The organism is Candidatus Clavichlamydia salmonicola, assembly GCF_015356765.1.
Lineage (GTDB): Bacteria > Chlamydiota > Chlamydiia > Chlamydiales > Chlamydiaceae > Clavichlamydia > Clavichlamydia salmonicola.
This window is the reverse complement of the sequence record NZ_WTCQ01000007.1, coordinates 1-25307: the sequence shown is the minus strand read 5'-3', so window position 1 is coordinate 25307 and position 25307 is coordinate 1. Positions and strand designations below refer to the sequence as shown.

Here is a 25307-nt window from a genome sequence, read left to right as displayed (position 1 = left end):
TTGATTAACAATTAAATCAAGAAGAGAAACATTGTTATCAAGTAAAGATAAAAGAAGAGATACAGTTTGTTGATGAGCATGGGCTTTTGATAGAAAGTTTGATGGTTCAAAAATATAAATTTGTTGATCTAGAACATGACGTATTCCATCATATAGATGCTCTAAACTTTCATAAAGATGAGAGGTTGGTTTGCTAGTTATTATAAACCTATTTGTTTTAGAAAGTATTTCGATAGAAGGGCAAGACAAGGGGTTAGAAGAGGCTGTTTCTAGATTAGTTAAAATATCATTTCGAGGATCAAGGTTTAATTCAGGAAATGTATAATTGTCTAAAAGATTTTTGGTGAATTCATCATCATTTGTTGTTAATAGAAATGATGAATAGTCATTATCAAAGATCCCATCAACATCTATTATGGAGGAATTTTTTTGAACAAAAGAAGAAGTTTGCATTTCTTTTTGGATGTATTCATTGTCCTGCAAAGTATCTTTTAGATCCTTAGTAAGAGAAAAATGCTCTTTTATGCATGCATCACGATCTTCTTGATTAACAATTAAATCAAGAAGAGAAACATTGTTATCAAGTAAAGATAAAAGAAGAGATACAGTTTGTTGATGAGCATGGGCTCTTGATAGAAAGTTTGATGGTTCAAAAATATAAATCTGTTGATTTAGAACATGACGTATTCCATCATATAGATGCTCTAAACTTTCATAAAGATGAGAGGTTGGTTTGTTAGCTATTATAAACCTATTTGTTGCAGAAAGTATTTTGATAAAAGGGCAAGACAAGGGGTTAGAAGAGGCTGTTTCTAAACTAGTTAAAATATCATCTTGAGGATCAAGGGTTAATTCAGAAAATGTATCACTGTCTAAGATTTCTTGAGTGAACTCGTCATCATTAGAAAAAGGGGAAAAACTGTCTTTTAAATCTTGCAGGAGAGATGATAATACTGTTTTATCTTCTTCTATTTCAACTTTTGGAATTTTTGCTAAAGATATTTCTCGTAATGGTAATCTCGATCTTTTTCTTCCTTGAGTATTTGATTCTGAATAGTTTTGAGGAGATTTTTCTTTTACAATATTTGAAATACTGGGTATTGGTTGTAAAAATTTAGAAGAATCAGCTCCAAATAAGCATAAATTTATGGTGCTAGATAATCGATTTAAGGATGTGGTTATGTTAGGGTTTATTTCATGCTCACAGATGGTTTCTAGTAAAGGTAAAGTCACATCTTGTAAAATTGTAAGCGTATTATTATGAATGCTTGGATCTAAATGAAATGAGGAAGGAACAAAAGCACAAGGTAAGTGTTTATTAAAAATATCTTTGAGTAATAGGTTTATTGATTCAACTTTTTCATCATTAAGATTCTCACAAGTTTCCTCTACTATGAAGGCTGTGGGCTCTTTTTGAGTACTGAGTTGATAATAATTTAAGGTGAGATAAGGCATAAAAACAGAATATTAATTAAAACAGCTTTTTTTTTCTTTAGAAAAGATGATTTAAAAAAAAAACTTGTAAAGACTTTTTTAATTTAGGTTTAGTTAATGAGGTGTATCTTTGTATTCCTGAAGTATTTTCTTTAATATAGATGGGGGTTGTTTTACAGGAATATCTCCTCCTAATGTACTTTTGATAAGTTTAATAGCATCGTTTAATGATTTTATTGGATTATAATTAAAGGTAGATTTTATTAATTTAGGATATTCAGTGTGGATTATATCTAAAGTTTCTTCCATTCCTTCTAGCATGATTTTTAGCATTTCACATCGATTGAGTAATTGTTCTTTTTTTGTTCTTGGGCAAATGTATTTAATTAAAAAATCAAGACGAGGTTCTGCACATAAATCAGTAATAAGGTTAGTAATTGTACAAATAGCTCTGCGTACATCATAGTAATTATGAGCAGCTGATTTAGAATGCATAATAATCGAATAGCTCATGGTATATGGTAAAAGATGATCATGTGACTGATTTGAAGAATGGAATTTTGAATTTGTAATAGCAAATATAGGAAAAATATGTGTATGGGACATTTTAGAGGTTGAAGTAATTAATGCTTGGCGAGCTCTAGCATGTTCTTCAATTTCTTGTTTAACTTGTTGATGTATTTGATCAAAAAAAAGAAGATCTGTTACAGGAGTTAATGGAAGGCCGATCTTATTAGCAGCCTGCGATATTAATAAGAGAACATTGTTGAGTAAAAGATGTAAGTTAACTTTACTGCCACGGGTTAAGATTGTAGGATGATATTTTTGATGGTAAAGAGATGTTAAGCTGAGTCCTTTGTGAAGTTTTTCTAAAACATCCATGTAAGTTTTTAGGCATGTATAGGGTATTTTTTTATTTGAATAAGGTTTAAAGAATACGCGAGGATTAGATTTGCCCATTAAAGAATGAGCATTATTTATGGTTGTTACCAAGGAGTTATAATTAGATATTTTCAATTTTGATAAAGAAGCATGTTGACTTACTATATATGAAAGAAAATAGGTTATATTATTTTTATAGATGTTTTTTTTGATATATAGCATTGGAATAAAAAAAGAGGGTAACTTTTTGAACGCAGAAATTTTTAAAGAACTCGTTGTTGGTTTTTTGCTTTTTTGTGATTTTTCTTTTTTTACTATAGGAGATGTCTCTCTTGAAGATAATGTAGTGATAGAATTAGAAGAGTCAGAAGAGATGAGAATACTTTCTGATTGCGGAGTAGATGTTAATATTTTTTCTAACAATGAACTTTTAGTTGGTTCTAAAGATGTTTGAATGCTTTCTGATTGTGGAGAAGATGTTAATATTTTGTCTAACAATGAACTTTTAGTTGGTTTTAAAGATGTTTGAATGCTTTCTGATTGTGGAGAAGATGTTAATATTTCGTCTAACAATGAACTTTTAGTTGGTTTTAAAGATGTTTGAATGTTTTTTATAAGAATATAATGTTTGATTGAAAGATCTGCTTGATGTTGAATATCAGTAATTAAGGGTAAAATATATTCTTGATTTTTTAATAAAGATAAGAGTGTTTTTAATGTGTGTTCATGTAATGTGGCTATTGAAGTAAGTATGGAATCATGGGTATCTAGATATATATGGGATGAAAGGACAAACTCAGCGCCCTCATAAAGGTGTTCTAAGTAGTCACCCCAATTATGTATAAGTTTTTGATTAAGTGTGAAACGATTTTTTTCTTGCAGAATACAAATAACAGGTAAATTTGTAGGAAGAGTTATAGAAGGATTTAGAGTATCTAATTTTTCCAACTCTAATAAAATTTCTTCCCCAAGAGAGATAGTTGGTAGCTTTGCATTATAGACATTAATCATTTGCAAGCCTGCATCTTCTACGAGGCTAGGCTTGATGGTGTTTAGGTCAGTAAAATTTGATAATGAGTCTATTCTAGAAGAAGAAGGGCATTCTGCGATATTTAGGCGTGCTTGTTTAGCATTTATAGAATATTCACAGGGGGAGCTTTCTCTTTTTTTTGATATGCTGTTAACTATTGTAGTAATCTCAGAAGGTTTTTCTATGTACACATCTTTATCTGTAAAGGTAGGTATTGGTTGATGAAATAATGAAAAATTAAGATCAAGTGTAGAATCATAAAAAAATTTTGTGAATTCTGATAATGAAGCTTGAAGATCTTCTTGAGGAGATGATTTAAGCGTATTTTTTATAATAGAAAGGACTACATTTTGCAAAATAAAAAGAGAATTTGAGTGAATATCTACATGAAATGGAAAAGATAAAGGAAGAGCTGCACAGGGTAAGTGATTAGAGATAATTTGTTGAAGTAAAGAAGTTAATGAGCGAAGTTTTTTGGTGGTTAATTTGTCATGCATTTCTTTTACCATAAAAGCTATAGCCGCTTCTGAATTAGAAGGGCTGAGGTAGTCTAGAGTGAAGTAAGGCATGTAGATAATTAACGAGATGGCTTTCGAAATTAATAAGGTATTAGAAAAAAAAATTAGAATAATTCTTTGTTTTTAAAAGAACAAGTTATTCATCATTATTTTTAGAGAGAGGCTTTTGCACCTTCTTTTTCACTTAATTCTTTCATTCTTTTAAGAATATAGGGATCTTTTAATTCTGGAGGGCTTCCATCAAATTTAGTAGTGATAATTTGGAGTAGTTCATTATACTCTTGTATAACTTGGCTATTAGCTAAGTTAGGTGTAGAATTAGAAAATATTTCTGAAATGAAGCTCATATTTTCCCTGATGCCTTCATAAAATAGCTTGAGTAATTCGTCTTTACTATGAATTATAGAAATAATTTCACTAAATGGGTGAGCATACCTAACTTTATATGATGTTATTTCTTTCTCGCATAAATTTTTCATGTGTTGAATGTGAAGGGTAAGGGTTTTTCTTAATAAATTTAACCAACTAAATTGAGTTTTATGAGAGTACTTTAAGATATACGCGATTTTGTAAGAGTGAAGATTTTTTTTTAAATTAGTATGGGTTAAGTTTATTGTAAATAGAAAGGTACTAGGACCAGAATACTTTAAGGTATTGCTGGGAGGACTTATTTTTGATTGTTGAATTAAAATTTCTTGTTTATTTTTATACCTTATTTGAGCATCTTTATAAATCTTTTCAAGGGTTGGTGCTTTTTGATTGTGTGGTAATTGACATGAAGATGTTAGAAGCAGTAAACTGTCATCAATTTCTTTTAAAGTTTTTTCAAAATTTTTGATGTAGTTATATTTCGAATAATATTTTTGTAAATAATATTTATTCTCTCTTAATCCTTGAATAATAATTTTTGCTAATACAGCTTTTTCTTTTATTTCTTTTTTTCTTGAGTTAAGTTTGGGTTTTTTGTAAAAAATACTAATTTCTCTAGTTTCTAGTAATAAATTTATTTTATTTTTAAAATCTTTAGCACGTACACAAGTGGTGTAGAGCATTTGTTTTAAAGTTTGATATTTTTTTACTGTATAAAGGATTTCATAGAAATGATAAAAATGACCCAATCTCAAGTAAACAGTAAAAAATGGCATCATAAAGATAACCTCTTTGACTAGCTCCAAGGACTCTGTAGAAGGGAAAGGAGTCATCCTTTCAAATGATGTATAATCAAGATTAGGGATAACCAAGGTAGGAGCAAATGTTTTAATAACATCTATGCCATGCTTTAAGAGTTTCATCATGCTTTGATATGTGGGATGGGCAGAATAATTTAAAGAAAACATTTTTTCAAATACATATTGATTTTTTAAAAGTAAAGAATAGAGAGAAGGTAAAATTTCTATTGGAGTCATGATTGTATTTGCTGGATGACCAGACAAGCAATCAACTTTAATGACAACTTTATTTTGTAAAAGAAAGTGTTTTAGATGAAGAAGAATAGCTCGCATAGAGCGTTGTTTTTGTTTTAGTAAATCTTGGATACATCTCTCTTTTTGCGTGTGCTCCTCAATATATAAGGAAGCAAGCGATATTTCATTTAATTTTAAAAATATTTGATAATGAGGTAAGCAGAAATCTTTTTTTTCATCTAATGGCAGGTTAAGGTTACTAGGTATACAAGCAGTTAATATTTTTGAATGTGTATAGGGATTAAAAGATTCTTTAGTTTCTTCGCAAAAATGTTTATTTATGGTGTTTAACAGAAAGGCAATTTTTGAGATACTAGCGGGATAAAGATAGCGATTCATAAGGCATGCATTGCTATTTTTTTGAACAATAACATATAAAAATTTTAATAATTCTGCACGTGAATTTGATTCTTTTAGGGGAATGCCTTCAATAATATCCAGACATTTATACCCTGATCCTTTTTTAATGAGTTTATTAATTTTTTGTAAAAAATTAAATAAGCGTTGATGTGTAAGCGATAAAGATGCGATACATACATTCTTTGATGTAATGTTTAATGTAATAAATAGTTGTTTGGATGATGGAGTAGATTCGTGGTCATCTATACAAGAATCTGTATTGGTTAATGCAAGATCAAAAGAAGATAAATCTATTAATTTAGAGTTATGATTTATCTCTGATGTGTTAGGTAAAGATACAAAGCTAGACATACTTAAAGCTTTGTTGATAAAAGCAAGAGAAACACCTTCTTTTGTTAGATGGTTGGAAATAGCATCAAAAAGAGCAACATGCTCTGCTTGTGCGCTTTCTCTGTCTTCATCATTCTTAATGAGACTAAGTTGAGGTTCTTGTTTTTTTAGTAAAGAGAGAAGTGAATAAAGAGATTGATGACGCAGATAAATTGGGGAATGACTTTTAGATATAGTTTCTGATGGATCAAAAACATTTATATCGTTCTCTAAGACAAAATTAATTCCATTATGAAGATGATTCATGTACCCAGCAATGTCTGTAACTACTTGTTCTTTGAGTATAAAAAATTTTTGTTTTTCTAAAATTTCAATTACAGGCAGATAAATAAAAGATTCATCAGGAATAGTTGGAAGCGTATTGCTAGGATTTTCTAAAATATCTAAGGGCAGATCTTCAGGAAAGTCTAACAACTCTTCATTAGCAAGGGGAATGTTTTCTAAAGGATTACATGCTAAAGCCTGTGTTATCCACAAATCAGTAGTAGCATCTTCTTCTATTAAGAGATGTGCCTCTTCTATGTTATTTTCTGCAAATTCTTGATCATTAAGTGATAATGTGGTTTCTGTAGGAGAGAGACGTGGTTTTTTAGCTAAAGGGCTTATTTCTGATGAAGATGTAGTTCTTTTCCAATTTGGGGTTGTTTGATTATTTGAGTCAGTGGCTACAGGTAATGGTTGATCAAATAAGGACAAATCTGATTGCAAGCTAGATAAGACGATAGATCTTCTTATTTGTTTTATAAAAAAGGTTGTTTTGTTTGGTAAATGTAGTTTTTTTGCCAATGTAAGCATTGAAGAAAGAACATCATGTAAGATTGCAAGGGTATTATTGTGAAGTTCTGAAGTAAGAGGAAAAGTTGTAGGAACAGAAATACAGATTAAACGACGCTCTATGATTTGTTTGATTAATTTACTTATAGAGGCAATTTTTATATTAGATAATACATCATAACTTTCTAACACTATAAACTGCAAAAAGTTTTCTTTTGAAGATGTGGAGGCGTAATTTAGTGTAAAGTAAGGCATTCTTTTTTAATCTGCAAAAGAAGGGTTTTTTTTATTTTTTGTTAGCATAGATAATATGTAAGGAGCTTTTAATATAGGTAAGTCTGATCCTAATTTATTACATAGTAATTGTACTAAAGTATCATGCTTATTCTTGAATGAAGAATTAGATGTATCTTGCATTAGTTGTGGAAATGTTTTTGAAAGATGCTCAAAATTTTCTAACATGCCCTCATATAATATCTTAAATAATTCTATTGAGTTGGTTATTTTGCGATCTAATTTTGTGGTAGTGTCTGTAAATCGAATATTAAGATTGGTCAAATCTGTTTCACATAAATATTTTGTATTTTGAAAATTTGTATTGATAGATTTGCGTAAAGAGAAGAGGTATGCAGCATTAGGTTGGTTGCTTGTTTTTTCTACATAAGCAATTTTGTATGAATTTAGTTGTCCTGCAATAGCGTGTGTTAATTTTACAGTGAATAAAAATATGCTAAAGAAGGGCTTTTGATAATTAATTTTTGTGATAGAGGAAGCTTGTACAGGGTTATTTTTTTTGGAACAATCTGCATATATTCGTTGCAGTATACAGGTGTCATTAAAGATTGGAAGAGAAGCGAGTTGAGAAATAAATTGTTTTGTAAAATTTATAGCACTATTTAAACTTGGAGCAAGATTAGAAGAGGCAGTTTTTAATAATTGAATAGGATAATTTTTTTCTAAGAAAGATTTGTTTTCAAGTAATCCTTGATAAATGAGAAAAGCTATTTCTTTTTTAGTATGTATTTTTATTTTTTTTGGAGCTGTTTTATAGGGAATCAAAAATACAAAGAGATTATCTTCTGTAAGTAATTTTTTTACTTTTTTTTCTAAATCGTCAAAAGATGTTTTTACAGATTGCATGAGGTTTATATAAGTTTTATTTTGTCTTAATGTGTAAGATAGGGTGTATGAATTATTAGAAATTTTTTTTATAAAAAATAAAGGCATTGTAAAAAGTGTGGGTAAAAAGGGATCACAAGTAACTAAAGGAGTCTCTATAGTAGGAAGAGTGGATGTAAGATCGCTAAAATCTTGACTGGGATCGAAATTTCGTAATGATTGGAGTGTTTCATTTAAATGTTTCATCATTCTTATATATAAGGAAGAGTTTGGATATGATTGGCTAAACATATTTATGAAAAGGTGTTTGTTTTGTGCCACTAATGAGTAGAGAGGTCTTAAAAGTTCAAAAGGTGTTACATGACTCTCATAAGTAAAATTAAACAAACACTTTTTCCCAATAATAATCTTTTTTTGTTTAAGTATTTTATCAATATGAGAGCATAGCTTAATGGTAGATTTCTCTTTTTGCTTTAATATCTCAATTAAAAGTGGGCTCAGTGTGGTGCTTTTTTCAACACACAATACATATAAGGATTTATTAGCAAAAGCTCGCGATGGTGTTAAATAGATCTGTTCATGTGTATATTGAAGAGCTTTTTTTGCTTCCAAAGGCATATTAATCTGAAGATCTAGGCTTTTTTGAAGTATCTTTGAGTGTTTATCAGAATGCCATTTTTTTTTAACTTCTTTACAAAAAATTTTGTTAATTTTGTCTAATGTTTCAGTGATCTCTTGTTGAATACGAGGTTCCAGGCTATTTGTTAAAAGATGAACTTCCATATTTTTTACTGTAATAATATACAATGTTTTTAATATGTCTGATCTTTTTTGAGAATTTTTTAGAAGTCCTTTTTCTAAGGGAGCATGCCATATATAACTAGTTCCTTTATCGATTAAGATTTGTACTTCTTGCAAAAATAATGGAAAGAATATCTTTTTCTGTTTTAACGATATTTTAAATTCATAATTTTTAGAAATAGATAAATGTAAAAAGAGTGTTGATGTAGTGGCAACAGATGATTTTTTTTCCAAAGACGTTGTGGAGGATAGTTGAGATTGTTTTCTTTTTTTCTTATTTATTGTAGGTATGATTTTTTCATCAGATGAATCAGAAGGTTTTTTTCTTTTTTTCTTATTTATTGTAAATATGATTTTTTCATTAGATGAATCAGAAGGTTTTTTTCTTTTTTTCTTATTTATTGTAGGTATGATTTTTTCATTAGATGAATCAGAAGATTTTTTTTCAATAAATGGTAAAGATGTTTCTTGCATGGTTGTTGTATATGATGCATTAAAACTAGTGGCTTTTAGAGCTATTTCTAACTCATTAATACGATGTAAATGCTCTGCTTGTAAATCAGAGCATGTATGCTCCTCAGAGATTAATTGAAAGAGGGGAGTTTGTTTATGCAAGAATTGTAATAAAAATTGCATAGAATGGTTGTGTAAAGACGCTTCAGAGGTTTCTGTAAAAGAAGGATCTTGGTAATGAATTTTTTCAGACATGATATAATCAATACCTTCATGAAGGTGTTGAATATATTTTGAGATATTAAAGACTTTTTGAGTGGTTAATATAAAGCGATTATTGTCAATTAAAGGCGTAATAATTGGTAAGAATAGGGATTCTGTTGATGATGTAGTTACTGATTCTATAAGTGTGACAGGTTCAGGTAATTTTTCTTCTTCCAAGATAAATGGCATATCATCTAATAGGGCCTGGGTTAAAAATGGATGTTCAGCCTCTTCTAATGTAGGTAATTCTAAATCTAAAGAATTTATTAAAAAGGGATGGGATTGGCGTGGAATAGGTTCTAAGCTTATTTCACTAGATGATGTAGAGTAAGGGCTTTTAAGCATAGTTAGTGAAGGCATTGTAGAAGAAGCTCTTTTTTCTTTTTGATGTGCTAACTGGTCAGGATTTTTGGAATTCTTATCTATTATTTTTATTTTTTCTTGATGAGCTATTTGTGTAGATAAAGCTAGAGATTTTTGTAATTTTTCTATAACACTCATAGTTGCAGGTGTAATGAGTAACTCTTTAACTCTCTCTATAGCCTGTTCAAGAACTTCTTGAATGATCATAATAGTATTTTTATGATCTGTTAAATGTAAGAGAAATGATTCTGGTGCATAAGCACAGGTTAAGTGATGTTGTAAAATATAATGAGCGATACTATTTAACTTTTCTATTTTATTCAAATTTAATATAGAGGATTTTTCCTTTACAATAAATTGATCAGGATTCGCAGAAAAGTCAGCAGGATAATCTAGGGTAAAATAGGGCATATAAATAATAAGTTAGTATGAAGTTAATCTTTTATTAATGGTTATTTATTTATTTATTTTCTGAGGATGAATCATTTTGTTCTATTGGGCTAGAGGGTTGGTTGGAAAAAGCACTTAGCATTAAAGAAAGCATCTCATAAGTAGAAGCATTGTTTGGCACTGGACCTATCTGAGAAATGATTAGGGTTAAAGCATTTTTTAGAATTTTTTCTGGATCATTTTTTTTTGTCTTTTTTAATAAACCAGGAGCTTGTTCTTTAATGAAAATTAAAAGTTGTGTGATACCTTGATATATAAGTATAAGACACTCTTTCCTATTAAGGGATTGATTTTCTTCTGTCAAAAAATTGTTAAAAGAAAATAGATCATGGGGATTATTTTCTTTACATATGCGTGTAATTATTTTTGCCATCTTAATTAGGGAGTTGCGTAATTGAAAAGTAAATATATGCTGGGTAGCAGTGCTTTTTTTTAAATGAAATTTTATTGTGTATTTAGCGCCAAAATGATTAGCTATTTTAGATGAAGTCCATCTTGAGTATTGAATCATAAAGACAGGAAGCTGCAATGTAGATTTTGAAAATATTGAAGGAATTTTTTTTACTGCTTTAGTTCTCAGTAGTTCTGGATCGTTTTGAGTGTCTGTTAATATCTTTTCAAGGGTGGTAGCTGTGGTTATAGATGGTAGTATTAAGGAAGCTTGAACAGCATGTTTTGTAATTGTATTAATTAAATTTTTAATATTATTTAATGCATCATCTATTTCTTTAGAAGCTACTACACTTGCATAATTTGATTTATAATAAATAAAAAACTCTGAAATACCTGTATGTAATATTTTAAACAGTTCTGATGAATTTATTATTTTTTCTTCTTTTTGATTATATAATACAAAAATGACGTAATAGTGATCTTGAGGGTTCTTTATTAAGTTTTGTGCATGTTCGATTAAAGCTAATGTTCCATCGAGTATAGAACGTTTAAGATGACGAACAGTAGAGCTATATTTCATAAAATAAGAGAGATGATAATGTAATATTGAGCTAGAAGGAGAACATTGTTTTTTAATACTAAAGAATGGCGTTACATAATAAACTATTCCATTCTGTTTCCTTATTTTAGGCATATTCATAGAGGTTAATGTAGTTAATGGTTTTGTTGAGTTGTTTTCAGGAGATAAGTGTGTAAGAAGGCTATCAACTTGTTGTGAAGAATTGTCTTTTTGAATCATGCTTGATGTTGATGAAGGTGATTCTGGAGAAGGGATGTCTTGAAAAGAAGTAGTAGCTGTAGAATTTTTCTCAGGACAAGATTGTGTTAAAGGTGGAATATTTACTTTTTTAACAGAGAGTTCTTGTTGTTGAGCTGTCATTTCTTCTAAAATAGAAGGACTGTTTAATACAGGAATTTCACCATCTAATTTACTGGTTAGTAATTGAATTATTTCCTTATGCAGTTTGCTTATAGCGTTAGTTGGTTTGTTCAATAATAAGCTGGGTTCCTTTTTAGAAAGAAAAAACATATTTTCTTGAAAGCCTTGAAATAAGATTTGGTAAAGGTATTTTTTATTAGTTATCACTATTTCTTTGTTTGTAAAAGGAGTAACATATTTGATCTTATTCATTGATAAATCATTATCACAAAGAAATTTTGCGTGCGCGAGACTTCCTGATAAAGTAATTCGAAGCGCGCTTAATTGGGCTGATTTATTTTTTCGACTGTTTTTAGTTGTATAGAAAATTTTATATGAAGATAGCAGATGACCACTGGAAATATGAGTATTTTTTATTACAAATAAACATGTTGTGGTAGTTTTTTTTAAATCAGAAGCTTTTTTAACAATAAGAGAAGTTGGTTGTTGTTCTTCTAATGATTTTTTTATTATTGCTTGTCTAGTAAATTGCTGTATTTCTTCTAGAATCAAAGGTTCTGTTATAATAGGTAAATCTACTACTGAGTGAGCAGCAGCTTGTATAGATGTTATAGCTTGATCTAACACAGTAGAGGGATTGTAGGCATCAGTTAAAAGTTGGCTAGGGTAATTTTTTTTAAAGTAGAGTTTATTTTCCTGAATTCCTTGGTGAAGAATTAAAAGCAGCTCTTCTTTTGTTGTAATTTTGATTTTCTTTTTTTCTAATGGGTTAAATGGCAAATAGAATATAGGGGTGCTCGTATCTTGCAACATAAGCTCTATCTTATTAGATAATTTCTTTAACACTTCATGTACAAGCATAAAAAGATTTTTTATTTTTTTGTTTCTTTTGGTTGTATATGAAATATGATAACAACTATTTGTTGTACTGCTATTTTTTTTAATAAAGAATATGGGGGTGAAATGGCAAGTAGGGTGAGTGCTTTTTTCAGCAAGTATTGTATTATTCTCATAATTACCTACTAATTTTTTTGAATGATAAGATGCATTCAATGGTTCATTAGTCATTATGCAAAACGCTTTATTAATGGACGCTAATAAAATATTGATTTTTTTATAAGTAGATGCATGAAGATATTTACTAGACATATGTAATAAAAAATTTTTTTTAATAAGAATATATAAGGCTTTTAATATTTCTTCTCTTGATTCAGAGTAGTTTAAGGGAATTTCTTTTAATGGCTTAGTACAGGTATAGCTGACCCCTTTATTTAGCATGATTTCTATTTGATTTAAAAATATAGATATTTTTTGTTTTTTTTTCTTAAGTGATATATTACAGTTATATTGTTTATTTATAGATAAGTGAATGAAAAACTTTGAAGATTCAGGTGTAGAGGGATTTTCATTATCAGATGCATCTGTCAAAAATGGTGATAGAGGTAGTTTGTTAGAAAAAGGGAAAAGGGGATTTAAAGGAGATGCTTCGGAAGTAATAGAGCTTTTAGATGGTTGTGAATTACTTTCAGAATGAAGCTTTTCATTAAAGGGCGATTTTATAGGTGCTATTGTAGGGCTCTTTTCCTTCGAGAAGGTTTTATCATAAATAGCCTTTAAAGAGTAATCGCTAAAACCAGCTTCTTTTAAGCAAGATTTTATATTATCGATTTGGGCAGTGTGATTAGTCGTTAGTTCTAATTGATCATAATGGCAAGAAATATCATTTAATAATGATTGTTGCGTGTATAGCAATTGTAACAGCTTGATTAACGAAGAGTTGTATAGCGAAGCTTCAGATAATGGGGAAACAGAAGGATCAAGAAAATAGATATTCTTGTTTAAAACATAATCGATTCCGTTATGTAGGTGAGAAAAATAAAGAGAAAGATTTGTTACTGTTTGATTTTTTATTATAAAGCGTGTGTCTTGAGAGATTATATGAATTACTGGGAGAGTAAAAGAATTTGAAAAAATAGGCAAATCTGTGCCAACACCAAATAAAGGTCTATCAGTTGCTCTAAAGGGGCTTTTGCTGTTGGCTTCTTCAAAAAAAGGTGTGGGCAGTGAAGGGATGCTTAAGGGGGAAGGAAGGTTTTTTGTATCAACATCAACTAAGGGTGTATCAGTTGCTCTAAAGGGGCTTTTGCTGCTGGCTTCTTCAAAAGAAGGTGTGGGCAGTGAGGGGATGCTTAAGGGGGAAGGAAGGTTTTCTGTATCAACATCAACTAAGGGTGTATCAATTGCTCTAAAGGGGTTTTGGCTGTTGGATTCTTCAAAAGAAGGTATGGAAAGCGAAGGGATGCTTAAGGAAGAAGGAAAGTTTTCTATATCAATATTCACTGAGGGTGTATCCATTCTTCGAAAAGGGCTTGTGCTACTGGCTTCTTCAAAAGAAGGTATGGAAAGTAAAGGGCTTTTTAATGGGAGAGGAAAGTTTTCTGTACCATCATCAATTAAGGGTGTATCCATTCTTTGAAAAGGGCTTCTGCTACTGGCTTCTTCAAAAGAAGGTGTGGAAAGTAAAGGGCTTCTTAATGGGAGAGGAAAGTTTTCTGTACCACCATTAACTAAAGGTGGATTAATTGGGCAAAAGGGACTTCTTCTACTGAATTCATCGAAAGAAGGTATGGAAAGTGAAGGGGTTGGAGAGTTTTCTGTATCAACATCAATTAATGGGTCATCAACCATTGAAAATGGGTTGAGCATAGGAGAGAGATCTTTAGTAAAATTATTTGTGCTCAGGTCTAATCGTATGTGTTTAGTAGAGCTATGGAGGGGGGATGGAGAAAGTGATCTTTTTTGTGTATGTTGGGTTGGTGATGATGCAAAGCTTGTCGAAGGTTGTTCTAAAGTCAGTGGAGTGTCCATAATCACTGGTAGAGATTGTTCAAATAAAAGTGGCTCTGATACATTGAAGCATTGATTTATAGTATTTTCTAATTTTTCTATTAAGCTTTGAGTTTGAGGGGTAATTAAGGTATGGCTAAGACTTTGTAATGCTGAAAAAATAACAAATTCTAAAAGAGATAGTGCGTTTCTATGATTATTAGGGTCTAGATGAAAGGAAGAGGGTACATGCGAACATTTTAAATGATTATGTAAAATAAGCTGAGCTAAATTAGTAAGTTCTTGAAGTTTACTAAAATTAAATGGGCTCTTGGATTCAGTAATAATAAAGGAGGGAAGATCACCTGGAGATAATGGTGAGAAGTACTGTAGTGTAAAATATGGCATAACAATTATAGTACGTTTTACAAAAATGAATTTAAAAAAAAACGTTTGTAATTTTGTTGATACAATATATATTTATTGTAATTTTTAATCTTTTAAAAATGTAAATTTTTAGAAAATAATGGCATTAAAATAAATGCTTTCTAATATTTTTTTTTATTTTAGTATTGTAGTCTTTTGGTATAACTGATTGAGGATAGTGGGTTCATAAATAGCTGGGATAGGGATAGTTGGTGGAAAGGCATTTTTAACTAATGTTATTGTTGACGTCAGTTCTGAGAGTATATCATAAGCTGCTGTAGCCCAAAGTTGTTCTGGATGCTTGTTAAAAATATAAAGATAATTCTCTACAACACCTTGCAGAAGGATTGGCAAAAGTTCTTCCAGATTTGTTATAGGCTTTTGTGTTGGTTCTAATCCATAAGGAATGTAAGTAATGTGGATGTTTTTTAAACTTAATAATAGTTGAATGGTTTCTTGTAATTTTTGAAGATGTTGATATGTAGATTTTATGAGGTTAGACCAAGATTTATGTATCTTTGGTTTATATGAAAGGGTACATGCAGGTTGTTTTTTTATGTAGGTCATTTTAATGAAAAATAAAGGTAGAACAAACATTGTTCTATCTGATCCATCTAAGGTTCGTTGAGAAACAGGAACAACAAATTGGTTAATAGACAATGTTTCTAAAGAGGGAAAAGTCATTTCTGGGTTACATGTTTTTATGATCTCAATACAATTTGTTAATCTGAGCATCATTCTTTTGTAAATGACAGATTTAGAATAGGTTGGAAGAAATTTTTCAGTAAGTAACTCTTTATTGGTTATTAGTAAAGCGTAGAGAGGTAAGCTGAGTTTAGCTACTGATGCAGGTTCATGTTTTTTAAAATGAAGCAAGCAATTTCTTCCTAGAATAATAAATTTTTTTTTAGATAAATTTTTGATAGTTATCTCCATATGTATTATCATTTTGCATTTCTGTTTTAATAGAGGAAGTAAAGAATCAAATGAGCAGGCATGCTTTTCAACATGTAATTTTGATATAATTTTTCCAGATACATTATAATTTTTTAAATAAATCTGATAATGGGAAAGTTCATTTGTAGTGGTCAATTTTGGAAGAGTTATTGAGAATAGATTTATATTTTCAGTAAGATGTCTTGAATGTTTTTCTGGGTCATAGGGTTCATCTATCTCATTACAAAAAAGTAAGTTAATTTGATTACTGAGGTTCATGATTTTTGCAATAGTAAGATTATGTAAAGGATGTTGAGAAGACTGTATAGAAACATTTTTGTGTAAAATAAAATACAGGGCTTTTAAAAATTCACTTCTAGAATGAGAAACAGTTGTATCTAACCCTTCTATAGTGTTTAGGTAAATGAGTATTTTTTCCTGATGGATTAATTTTTCAACCTGTATTAAAAATAATGCTAATTTTGGCCCATGATTTTTTAAAGAAACAATACATTCATTGTTTCTTTTTATTTTTAAATGAATAAATGGTTCTTGAAAAGACAAGGACTCATCATCAGATAATGACATGTCACTATTTGATTCTATTACTTGCTTAGTTGTCTTAGTTTTTTTTCTTGTTGTTAATGGATTAAGGACGGATTCTTCTAAAAGAAAAAGCTCGTTTTCTCCTGATAATGACAAGTGTTTATCTATTGAAAAAATAGGAGAAGGTATGGATGAATAGGCTGTGGGTAATACATAGCCTATGGCTTGATCAGAGAATTCTACAGCTTGTAATCGTGAGATAACATCATTCTTAAGCATTTGATTTTCTGAAGATAAATGAGATTTTTCATTATTTTCAGGAATGAGTCTAAGTACTACATCTAGTTCATTAAGTAGAGATAAAAGAGTATTAAGTGTTTTATTATATAAATGTCCTTCAGAATGAGAAGGCGATGTCTGTTTTGCTATATCAGTTAATAAGAGTTCATTTTGTAGGATACCCATAATTTTATTATGCATATATTCTAAATACGATTTTAAATCAAAAATATCTTTAGAGTCTATTGTAAAGTATTTATTGTCTTCTGTGAGTTGAATTAAAGGCAAGCAGTGGCTTGTAGGTAAACTAGAAGTAAGTATTAAGTTTGGATTAGGTATAGATTCAACTTTTGGCGATAAAGAGAAATCTATTTTTGGTAAGGAATTTTCATCTATTAATTCTTGAATTACATTCCAGTAATCCTCCATATCATTTAGATTACAATGTTCTATTTCTAGATCTTCTTTTGGTTTTAAAGGATCTTTTGGAGCTTCTTTCGCTAAAGTCTCATTAGGTGATAAGTATCTGATCATAGGAAGTTGTTGCTGAAAAAGGCTATGATCATATTTCATAAAAGTTAAAGTAAGAGTCTTGTTCACTATTTTGATTAGCGCATTATGTTCTGGTGTTGGCGAGGTTTTGTTTAAGTATTCTAGTAATAAGCACATAATGTCTTGAAGCATTGAAAGAGTACTTTTATGGTAGATCATATTTAGAGGGAATGATAAAGGTACTGATGAACAAGAAAGGCGTTTGTCTAAAATGGTTGTTACAATAGAGCTTAAGGATTGTAGTGTTGCAAGCATTAATGGCTTATGGGCTTCTTGAACGATAAAAGAAGCAGAGCTGTTTTTTAAGGAAGGATTACAATAATCTAATATAAAGTAAGGCATATAGTTAAGTAGTTATTTTTGTTTGGGGTTGATTAGCTTTTTCTAGTGATTGTTGGGCCATATTTTTAAGTATAGAGGGTGGATTTAGAGAAGAAATATCTAGGTGTAGCTCAGTGCAAAGTGAAGAAAGAATCAATCTATAATCCTTTTCTAATTCATATTGAGAGGTACTAGCCACAAGAGAAGGAAATGTCTCTAGAAAAAATGTTAAATTTTCATTAAATCCTTCAAGAATGATTTTTAAGAATGAATGAACATTAGTAATTAAGTTGTTTTGATGAGTCAAAGGATCAATGTATGTAATTTTAAAAATTTTGAAATTATTGTCACGAATATGATGAAAAAGTTGTATTTGATGGAAGAGGATTTTTTGAAGATAACTTTTCCATGAGGCCTTGATATTTGTTCTTTTTTTATTGGTATAGGACATTTGGTATGAGCTTATGGGATGCTTTAGAGAAGAATAAGTTTTAGCAAGAGCAAAGAAAAAAATCTTATAAGAAGATTGATTAGTAGGACCTATTTGTTGGATAAATTGCTGAGATTTTTTTGAAGGTGTTGATGCAATTTGATCTTTCTGAATAAGATCTTTAAACACCTTTTCAAGGGTTAGTGGTGCTGTGATTATAGGAAACTCATCAGTTGGAAGAATAGATTTTTCTACTAAGGTAATAGCTGTTTCCAGTTCCTCACAAAATATTTTTTTAGCTTTAGGTGATAAGTCTGGAAATAGGTACTTCTTTATATAAAGAAGATTTTCATGGACTCCTTGATGAAGAATTTTGCGAAGTTCTTTAGAGTTTGATATTGGAGTTTTTTGATAGGCAGATTTATAGGGTGAATAAAATATAGGTAAGGAAGGTTTCTTTAATAAAAGATTAATTATTTGATTTAATTTTTTAATATGCCTTAATATTAAAAATCGAGCACATAATAATTTTTTATTTTGTTTTGCTGAATATGAAATATAATACAATACCTCTTTGTTCGTATGTCTAGGGTTAATCATGAAGATAGGGAAAACAAATTTTTTTGATTCTGGAGAAATAGAAGGTGATTCAATGATATTTAAAGAAGGAATATTAGATGGAGTAGCTTGTTTTTTGGATTTTTCTGTCTTGGATATAATATCGTTGACTATTCCTATACATTTTTCTAAATGCTCCATTATTCTTTTATACAGAATGGAAAAGGATTGTTCTTGTTGAAATATTTTTATAAATTCATATTTATTATAATTAAGTATTTGTAAAAGAAATGGAGCAAGGTCAGCAACGAGTATTGTTTTATTATTTTCAAAATTTGGTAGAAATTTTTTTCCAATTATAACAGTGGTTGTTGTATTTAATACTTTAAAATATGCAAGCATGTGTGCGATATTGCTTGCTTTTTGTTTTAAAAGGTCATAATTGGATGAAGCTTTAAAATGATAGGCTTCAATGGTAATAATTTTAGAAAATAAAAATTTAGAATCTTTTAAAATTATTTGATAATGAGATGATTGAAATGGTTTTACAGATTCTGTAGGAAGAAGTTTTTGGATACCTACATTTTTAATCAGTTCAGGATGGTGTTCCATGGTATTCACCTTTTCTTGAATTTCATCGCAAAAAAATTGATTAATTGTATTAGCTGTCTTAGAAATGCTTACATATGTTTTTGGGTATATATATTTTGTGGATGAATGATGTTCAGTGTTTTTATATAAAATAAAATATAAAGCTTGTAATAATTTGTATCTAGACGTTGATCTAGAAGGTGTAATGCCATGTATTGGTTGTAGACAAATATATTCAGCACTGTTTTTTGTTATTTTCTCTAACTGGATTAAAAAGGTAGCTAATTCTTGGTGTTCATTATCTAGAAATATATGACAAGTATGCCTATTTTTTATTTTGACATGATAAAAAATTGATGAGTTTGAGCAGATTGTTTGCGTAAGTATAGATTTTTGTTGCGGAACTGTTTCATCAGGAAGATGAGTAAGTGTATCTTCATTTAATAATATTTTTAAAGAACAGTTGTTTTTCGAATTAGGGTGTATTATGGATTCATTATTTGAAGAAGAAAGAGACTCTTTTTCACAAGCAATAGGTGCATCTTCAGTGAGTTTTTTTATAGTTGAATCAGCAAATCCTGAGGCTTGTAATCTTATCATGATTTTGTCTGAAAGGTCTTTATGTTCTATTGAAAAACTTTGTCTCTCTTCTTGGATGGGTATTAGTTGAAGTAATCTTTGTTGGTTATTAAGTAATGATAGAAGGTTTTGTAGGGTTGTATGGTATAAGGAACTAGTAGAATAAGCTTGTGAAGCTAATTTATTTGGATCAATAAATAGCATTTCAGCTTCTAGTACATGTGTAATGCCATTGTATAGGTGTTCTAAATATAATGAAATGTTAGAGACTTGTTGATTTTTTATTATAAAATGTTGATTTGTTTCTAAAACTTCAATGAATGGAAGAAAGTAATGATCAGCAACATTTGATTCATATTCTAAGTTATTTAATTCTACTTTTGAATAGGTTTCTTCTAAAAGATCTGTATTAATTAGTTCATATGTTTCGAGAGGGAAATCCTTTAAAGCTTCTAATATCCAAGAATTTGTGAATTCATCTTCATTAAGCAATAAAGAAGCTTCTTCAGAAGCTTCTTTTAAGGTGTGGCTCTTAGTGGATAAAAGAGAACTTTTTTCTTCATGAGATGAGTCTAATCGGGATTTTTTTGTTTGAATTAGGGATGTCGACAGAGAGCTAATTCTTTTTAGGGATTGATGAGGGCAAGTTATAGAAGAAGTGTCAAGAATTTTTGGTGGTGCTTGTGCAAATGATGAAAAATTATAGGATAATAAGCATGATGCTATGCTGAAGTTTAGTTCTTTTATTGAATCTTGAAATGCTTTTGTATTGTTAAGCAGAATTGATTCTTTAACTAATGGAATAATTACAGCTTGTAAGATAGAGAGTGTATTACTATGAAAAGTGGTATTGAGAGGAAAAGATGGAGGAACAGAAACGCAGGGTAACCTTTGGCTTAAGATATTCTTAACTATGTTGGTTAACGAGGCTATATTTTGATTGTTTAATGGAGTAATGCTTTCCTCAATTATAAACGACGTAGGCAAATCAGGAAATAAAAAATTAGAATAATTTAAAGTGAAATAATGCATAATAATTTATTGGAAATAATAAAAATAAAACCATTTTTTTAAGAAATGAAAAATATAATAAAGTTATTTTTTTTTAAATATTTTCTTAATAAAAATATTTATTTGTCGTTTGAAGAGGGGTCATCAGGAATACTTGTATGAGATGATTCTTTTATCATACGAGTAATTATATGAGGGGCTTTTATTTTTAATATTTCATCTTTTAAATGTGTAGCAAGATAGGCAAGAATTGTTTGATAATCCTCTTCAATTGAATGATGAAGATATTTTTCTAATACACGGGAATATTTTGATTTTATGAAAGTTAAATTTTCTATGATGCCTTCATATAAAATTTTATATAATTTAGTTGGTTCTGTAATTTCTGTATCTACATGAGTGAATGGGTCAGTAGTCCTGATACGAAGAGGTGATAAATCTGCATTAGAAAGATAACGCATATTTTGGATGCTGCAATGCATTGTTCCACGAATAGCTGAGATCAAGGAAGATTTTTCTGATGGGATTGCTCTATTTACATATGCTATTTTATAAGATTGAAATTCATGGGTAAAAGTAGAGTGAGTTTTTCTAACTGAGAATAAAAAGATTTTATTACTTTGTAGTTGAAAATCTGTTTTTACTTTTTTTACTGATTTATTAAGAATGTTTTTAATATGGTTAAATGATGTTTCAAGAGTCAAAGGTTCTTTTATAGAGGGAATAGCCTTAATCGAAGAATATTTCTTTATAATAGCGTCAAGAGTAGTTTTTAAGTCTGAAGAAGGATTGTGTGAAAAGTGATGAGTAAGTGCCTTGGGATGATATTTATTCCAATAGAGTTCATTTTCTTTACATCCTTGATACAGAATATTAACTAAAGTATGTTGATCTTGAATTAACTGTCTTTTTCCTTGATATGGAGTGTAATAAATAGGAAGAGATGGATTGTCAGATAAGAGATTATTTATTTCTTTTCGTAATAGTTGAAGATCAAAAGAAGAAGAGATCCATAATTTCTTAAGTAATTGGTTTTTTCTAGTGGTATAAAAGAGATGAAAATAAGTACCAATAACATCAAGTTTTTGCTTCACACTAAATAAAGGCATGATAAATACAGGATCTTCTGTGGGAATATTGGTTAAGTGTATTATGTCATCATAAGGATTAGTAGATTGTATGCTTAGTGCATCATTCATATTTATCTCAGTATTGAACTTAGAGACGATCCTTAAGCATTCATCTAGGTTTTTTTGCATTCTTTTATATACAACAGAATGTCCATGATTGGGAGAGAACATTTTTTTAAAATTCAGTTGATTGTTTTTAAGTAGGGATAAAAGAGGAAGGGCAAGTTCAGCTAAGGGCACTTCTTTTTGAGATTCAATTTTTAATATATTGTCTTTTTCAAGAAGAACACTATGTTGTTCTGATAATGATCGGAGATAAGAAAGAGTTGAAGATATATTTTTATTTTTTAATTTCAATATATCAAAAATGATTAAACTAGAGCAACTAAGTTTTTTAATGCATAATTGGTAAGTTATTCTTTGATTATATTGAATGTTTCTTAGAGATATATGGTAGTGTGTTAATTCTATTCCTTGAATAGGCTTAGGTATTACTATTGTTTTTGGGTCGATGTTTTCTGTCAGAGATGTAGAAGGTGTGGCTGGATTTATTGTTTCTCCAGATTCTCTACAGAAAGTTTCGTTAATGTCTAACAATATTTTTTGGATATGTGCTTTAGAGATATTAGGAATTTGTTTATACTTGTAATGAGTTGTGATATTTTTTACAAAGATGAGATATAGCGCTTTTAGTAAGGCTACTCGATTATCATATGTTTTTTGCGGCAGTCCTTCAATATCATTTCTGCAAAAAAGACTTACTCCTGTTTGTACAAGTTTTTGTATTTGTTTTAAGAAAATGTGTAATCGTTGAGGTTTAGTATTAAAGAATACTTCGCCACGATAATATCTATTAATTTTTAAATGAATAAAGGTTGGTTTAGATTGTGATGATTGTTTGTGAAAATAATCATTAGCAGATTTAATTTCAGGTAAGCTTTTTTCTTTTTCTGAGGAAGATTGAGAAGAAGAAGAGTTTGTGTTGTCTAAAGGATATGCAGGATCTTGATAAGTTTCTTTTTTTTCAAAATTAGGAACAGATTGAAGAGTTATTGTTTCTATCGCTGTATCTGTAAATCCAGAATTTTGTAACTTAGCTATAATTTCATATTTAAGATGTTCATGTTCTGAGAGAAGAATTCTTTTTGTGTTGTCATCAGTAATTGAGGAAAATAATGTTGTTTGGGTCTTAATTAAGGATAAAAGTTGATTAAGAGTATTGTGATAGAGATGAGAATGAGATTTGATTAAAAAAGAGTGGGCACTGGGATCAATGAATAGTAGATCAGATTCTAATGCATACATGATGCCATTATGTAGGTGTTCTAGGTATAATGGTATGTTTGTGATTGATTGAGTTTTTATTATAAAGTATTGGTTATTTTCTAGTACTTCTATGACAGGAAGAAGATAAGAAGGAGTTGCTGGAGAAAGCTCTACATAAGCAGATTCATGGGTGGGCTCAGAACAAGATGCATCAGAAGTAAATTGTTCTATTTCGTCCACTGTTAGCTTTAGTATTTCTTTAGGAGAGTTATTTAAAGCATTCAGTATCCAAAGGTCCGTACCTTCATCTTCATGAAGTAATAAAGAAGCTTCTTCAGAAGCTTCTTTTAAGGGGATTGTTTGTTTGTTTAAGGAAGAATTTGTTTCTGTAAAAGAGCTTTCTTCTATTCGTTGTTTTTTGTTTTCAGTGCTTCTTTCTAAAGAAGATGAGCTTCTTTTTTTAGCAAATGTTGTTGTTGTTAAAGAGTTAATGATTTGTGGTAATGGTTGTTGAAATAATTGAGGATCTGCAGATAAAAGTTCTTTATTGATAGATGATGTTAATAGCTCTATAGATTTTTGTATTGTTGCAGCATCTGAAGATGTGCTTATTTTTTTTGTTAATGGATAAAGGACATCCTGTAAAAGTACAATAATATTCCTGTGTGTATTTGGATTTAATGGAAATGAAGAAGGAACAGAAATACATGGACACTGTTTTTGTATAATATGTTTTACAAGAGATGTTAATGATAGAAGTTGTTCTGGTGTTATTGAAGGGGGGCTTTCTTTAATAAAAAAGCCAGAAATATCATTTTTTGATATAAAATAATCTAATGTAAAGTAGGGCATAAATAATTAGACCTTTTAAAGGTTATACATGATTTTTATGATAGATTATTGTTTTTGTTTGTTTTGGGTTATGTAATCCAGTATATAGGGTGCTTTTACTTCAGAAATATGATCTCCTAATAGGAATGCAAGAGTATCTAAAAGATTTTGATATTCTTGTTTAATGTCATAAGATGTCGTTTTTTTTAGTGTAATAGAAAGTGTTTTAGTAAGTATGGCGAGGTTTTCTTGGATGCCCTCATACATAAGCTTATAAAAAGCTATAGCATTTGTAATTTTTTTACTTTCCATTGTTAGAGGGTTTTCAAACTCAATGTTTAAAATTGTGAAATCTTTAGCGCATAAAGCATGCATATGATCTATACCAAGTTTTAAAAGTTCTTGAACAGTTAAGGGCCATGATTTTTTTATTGTTTTTTGTTTTTTATTTAAATACCCAAATTTATACGTGTAACAATTAGAAGAAACGTTGGAGCGAATATTTTTAATAGAAAATATAAAAATATTTTGTTTTTTTAGAAATAAAGTTTGTTCATGGGGACAGGTAATGGGGAATGAGTTTTTAATAAGGCATTGTGCTTTTTTTGCTATAGCTTTTTGAAGGACAGCTTCTAGGGTATGTGGTTGGTTAACAACAGGTATATCTTGTGGGGAAAAAAATCCTTTTTCGATGAGTAATAATGTTTCATGAATATCACTAAAAGGATTATTACAGAAGTGAGTAGCAAATTCTGTAGGATGATATTTTTTTAGGTAAAGTTGCGTTTCTTTTAATCCAGTATATAATGAGGATAAAATTTCTGTATTAGTTTTTAGTAAATATTTTTTATTTCGCTTTATATATGGAACTTTAAAAATGGGTATGTCATTTATTTTAGAAAGTAAATTTGTTACTTCTATTTTAAATTTATTAAGATTTTTTTTACTTAATTGAATTAATTTTTCCAAGGATGGATGTGTTCTCACACTATATAAAATATGATAATATGATCCAGTAGTCTCAATTGCTGGTTTTAGAATAAACAAAGGCATGTGGTATTTGTGTGATGGAGTGCTATTTGTTATTGGTGTAAGTAATGCTGGGAGTGCAATTTCTTGACTAGAAGAATCAAAAGGAGAGCTGAAATTTTTTGTGATTTTTATACATTTTTTTAAGGTGAACATCATTGTTTGATAACATTTTGAGAATGCAACATGTTTCTGAAATGCTTTTTTTAAAATCCTTTGATTTTTATATAGTAAAGAAGATAAGGGACCAGAAAGATCCTTTAGAGAAAATAATGTATCATTTGTTACAGTCATACCCATTGCATTATTTTTATTAATAAAAACATTCTTATGATTTTTTAATATGTTTAAATGTTTAAGGG

9 protein-coding genes are annotated in these 25307 nt (G+C 29.5%); all 9 read right to left on the bottom strand.

Annotated elements, in window-relative coordinates:
* A partial coding sequence (locus CLAVI_RS04995) for a hypothetical protein (RefSeq protein ID WP_194844499.1) occupies nucleotides 1–1455 on the bottom strand: 1455 nt, incomplete at its 3' end.
* A 93-nt stretch (nucleotides 1456–1548) separates the two neighbouring features.
* A complete protein-coding gene (locus CLAVI_RS04990) occupies nucleotides 1549–3915 on the bottom strand; it encodes a hypothetical protein (RefSeq protein WP_194844498.1) in 2367 nt (788 codons plus the stop codon).
* Nucleotides 3916–4016: 101 nt separating this feature from the next.
* The gene (locus CLAVI_RS04985; RefSeq protein WP_194844497.1) at nucleotides 4017–7106 is read right to left on the bottom strand and encodes a hypothetical protein; all 3090 of its coding nucleotides are present in this window, start codon (nucleotides 7104–7106) and stop codon (nucleotides 4017–4019) included.
* Nucleotides 7107–7112: 6 nt separating this feature from the next.
* Nucleotides 7113–10262 (bottom strand): hypothetical protein, encoded by a 3150-nt coding sequence (locus tag CLAVI_RS04980; RefSeq protein WP_194844496.1) that lies wholly within the window; start codon nucleotides 10260–10262, stop codon nucleotides 7113–7115.
* A gap of 49 nt (nucleotides 10263–10311) precedes the next feature.
* Nucleotides 10312–14868 (bottom strand): hypothetical protein, encoded by a 4557-nt coding sequence (locus tag CLAVI_RS04975; protein ID WP_194844495.1) that lies wholly within the window; start codon nucleotides 14866–14868, stop codon nucleotides 10312–10314.
* Nucleotides 14869–15021: 153 nt separating this feature from the next.
* Nucleotides 15022–17541 (bottom strand): hypothetical protein, encoded by a 2520-nt coding sequence (locus CLAVI_RS04970; protein ID WP_194844494.1) that lies wholly within the window; start codon nucleotides 17539–17541, stop codon nucleotides 15022–15024.
* Nucleotides 17542–17545: 4 nt separating this feature from the next.
* Nucleotides 17546–20710, bottom strand: coding sequence for a hypothetical protein (locus CLAVI_RS04965; RefSeq protein ID WP_194844493.1), 3165 nt, complete (start codon nucleotides 20708–20710; stop codon nucleotides 17546–17548).
* A 98-nt stretch (nucleotides 20711–20808) separates the two neighbouring features.
* Nucleotides 20809–23937 (bottom strand): hypothetical protein, encoded by a 3129-nt coding sequence (locus tag CLAVI_RS04960; protein ID WP_194844492.1) that lies wholly within the window; start codon nucleotides 23935–23937, stop codon nucleotides 20809–20811.
* A gap of 45 nt (nucleotides 23938–23982) precedes the next feature.
* Nucleotides 23983–25307 (bottom strand): DEAD/DEAH box helicase family protein (locus tag CLAVI_RS04955; RefSeq protein WP_228547649.1); only part of this gene is annotated, 1325 nt, incomplete at its 5' end.

What these genes read in the sequence shown, in the direction of transcription:
- CLAVI_RS04980 (WP_194844496.1), bottom strand. Translation starts at nt 10,262, where the DNA reads ATGCCCTATTTTACCCTAGATTATCCTGCTGACTTTTCTGCGAATCCT.
- CLAVI_RS04960 (WP_194844492.1), bottom strand. Translation starts at nt 23,937, where the DNA reads ATGCCCTACTTTACATTAGATTATTTTATATCAAAAAATGATATTTCT.
- CLAVI_RS04990 (WP_194844498.1), bottom strand. Translation starts at nt 3,915, where the DNA reads ATGCCTTACTTCACTCTAGACTACCTCAGCCCTTCTAATTCAGAAGCG.
- CLAVI_RS04975 (WP_194844495.1), bottom strand. Translation starts at nt 14,868, where the DNA reads ATGCCATATTTTACACTACAGTACTTCTCACCATTATCTCCAGGTGAT.
- CLAVI_RS04985 (WP_194844497.1), bottom strand. Translation starts at nt 7,106, where the DNA reads ATGCCTTACTTTACACTAAATTACGCCTCCACATCTTCAAAAGAAAAC.
- CLAVI_RS04965 (WP_194844493.1), bottom strand. Translation starts at nt 20,710, where the DNA reads ATGCATTATTTCACTTTAAATTATTCTAATTTTTTATTTCCTGATTTG.
- CLAVI_RS04970 (WP_194844494.1), bottom strand. Translation starts at nt 17,541, where the DNA reads ATGCCTTACTTTATATTAGATTATTGTAATCCTTCCTTAAAAAACAGC.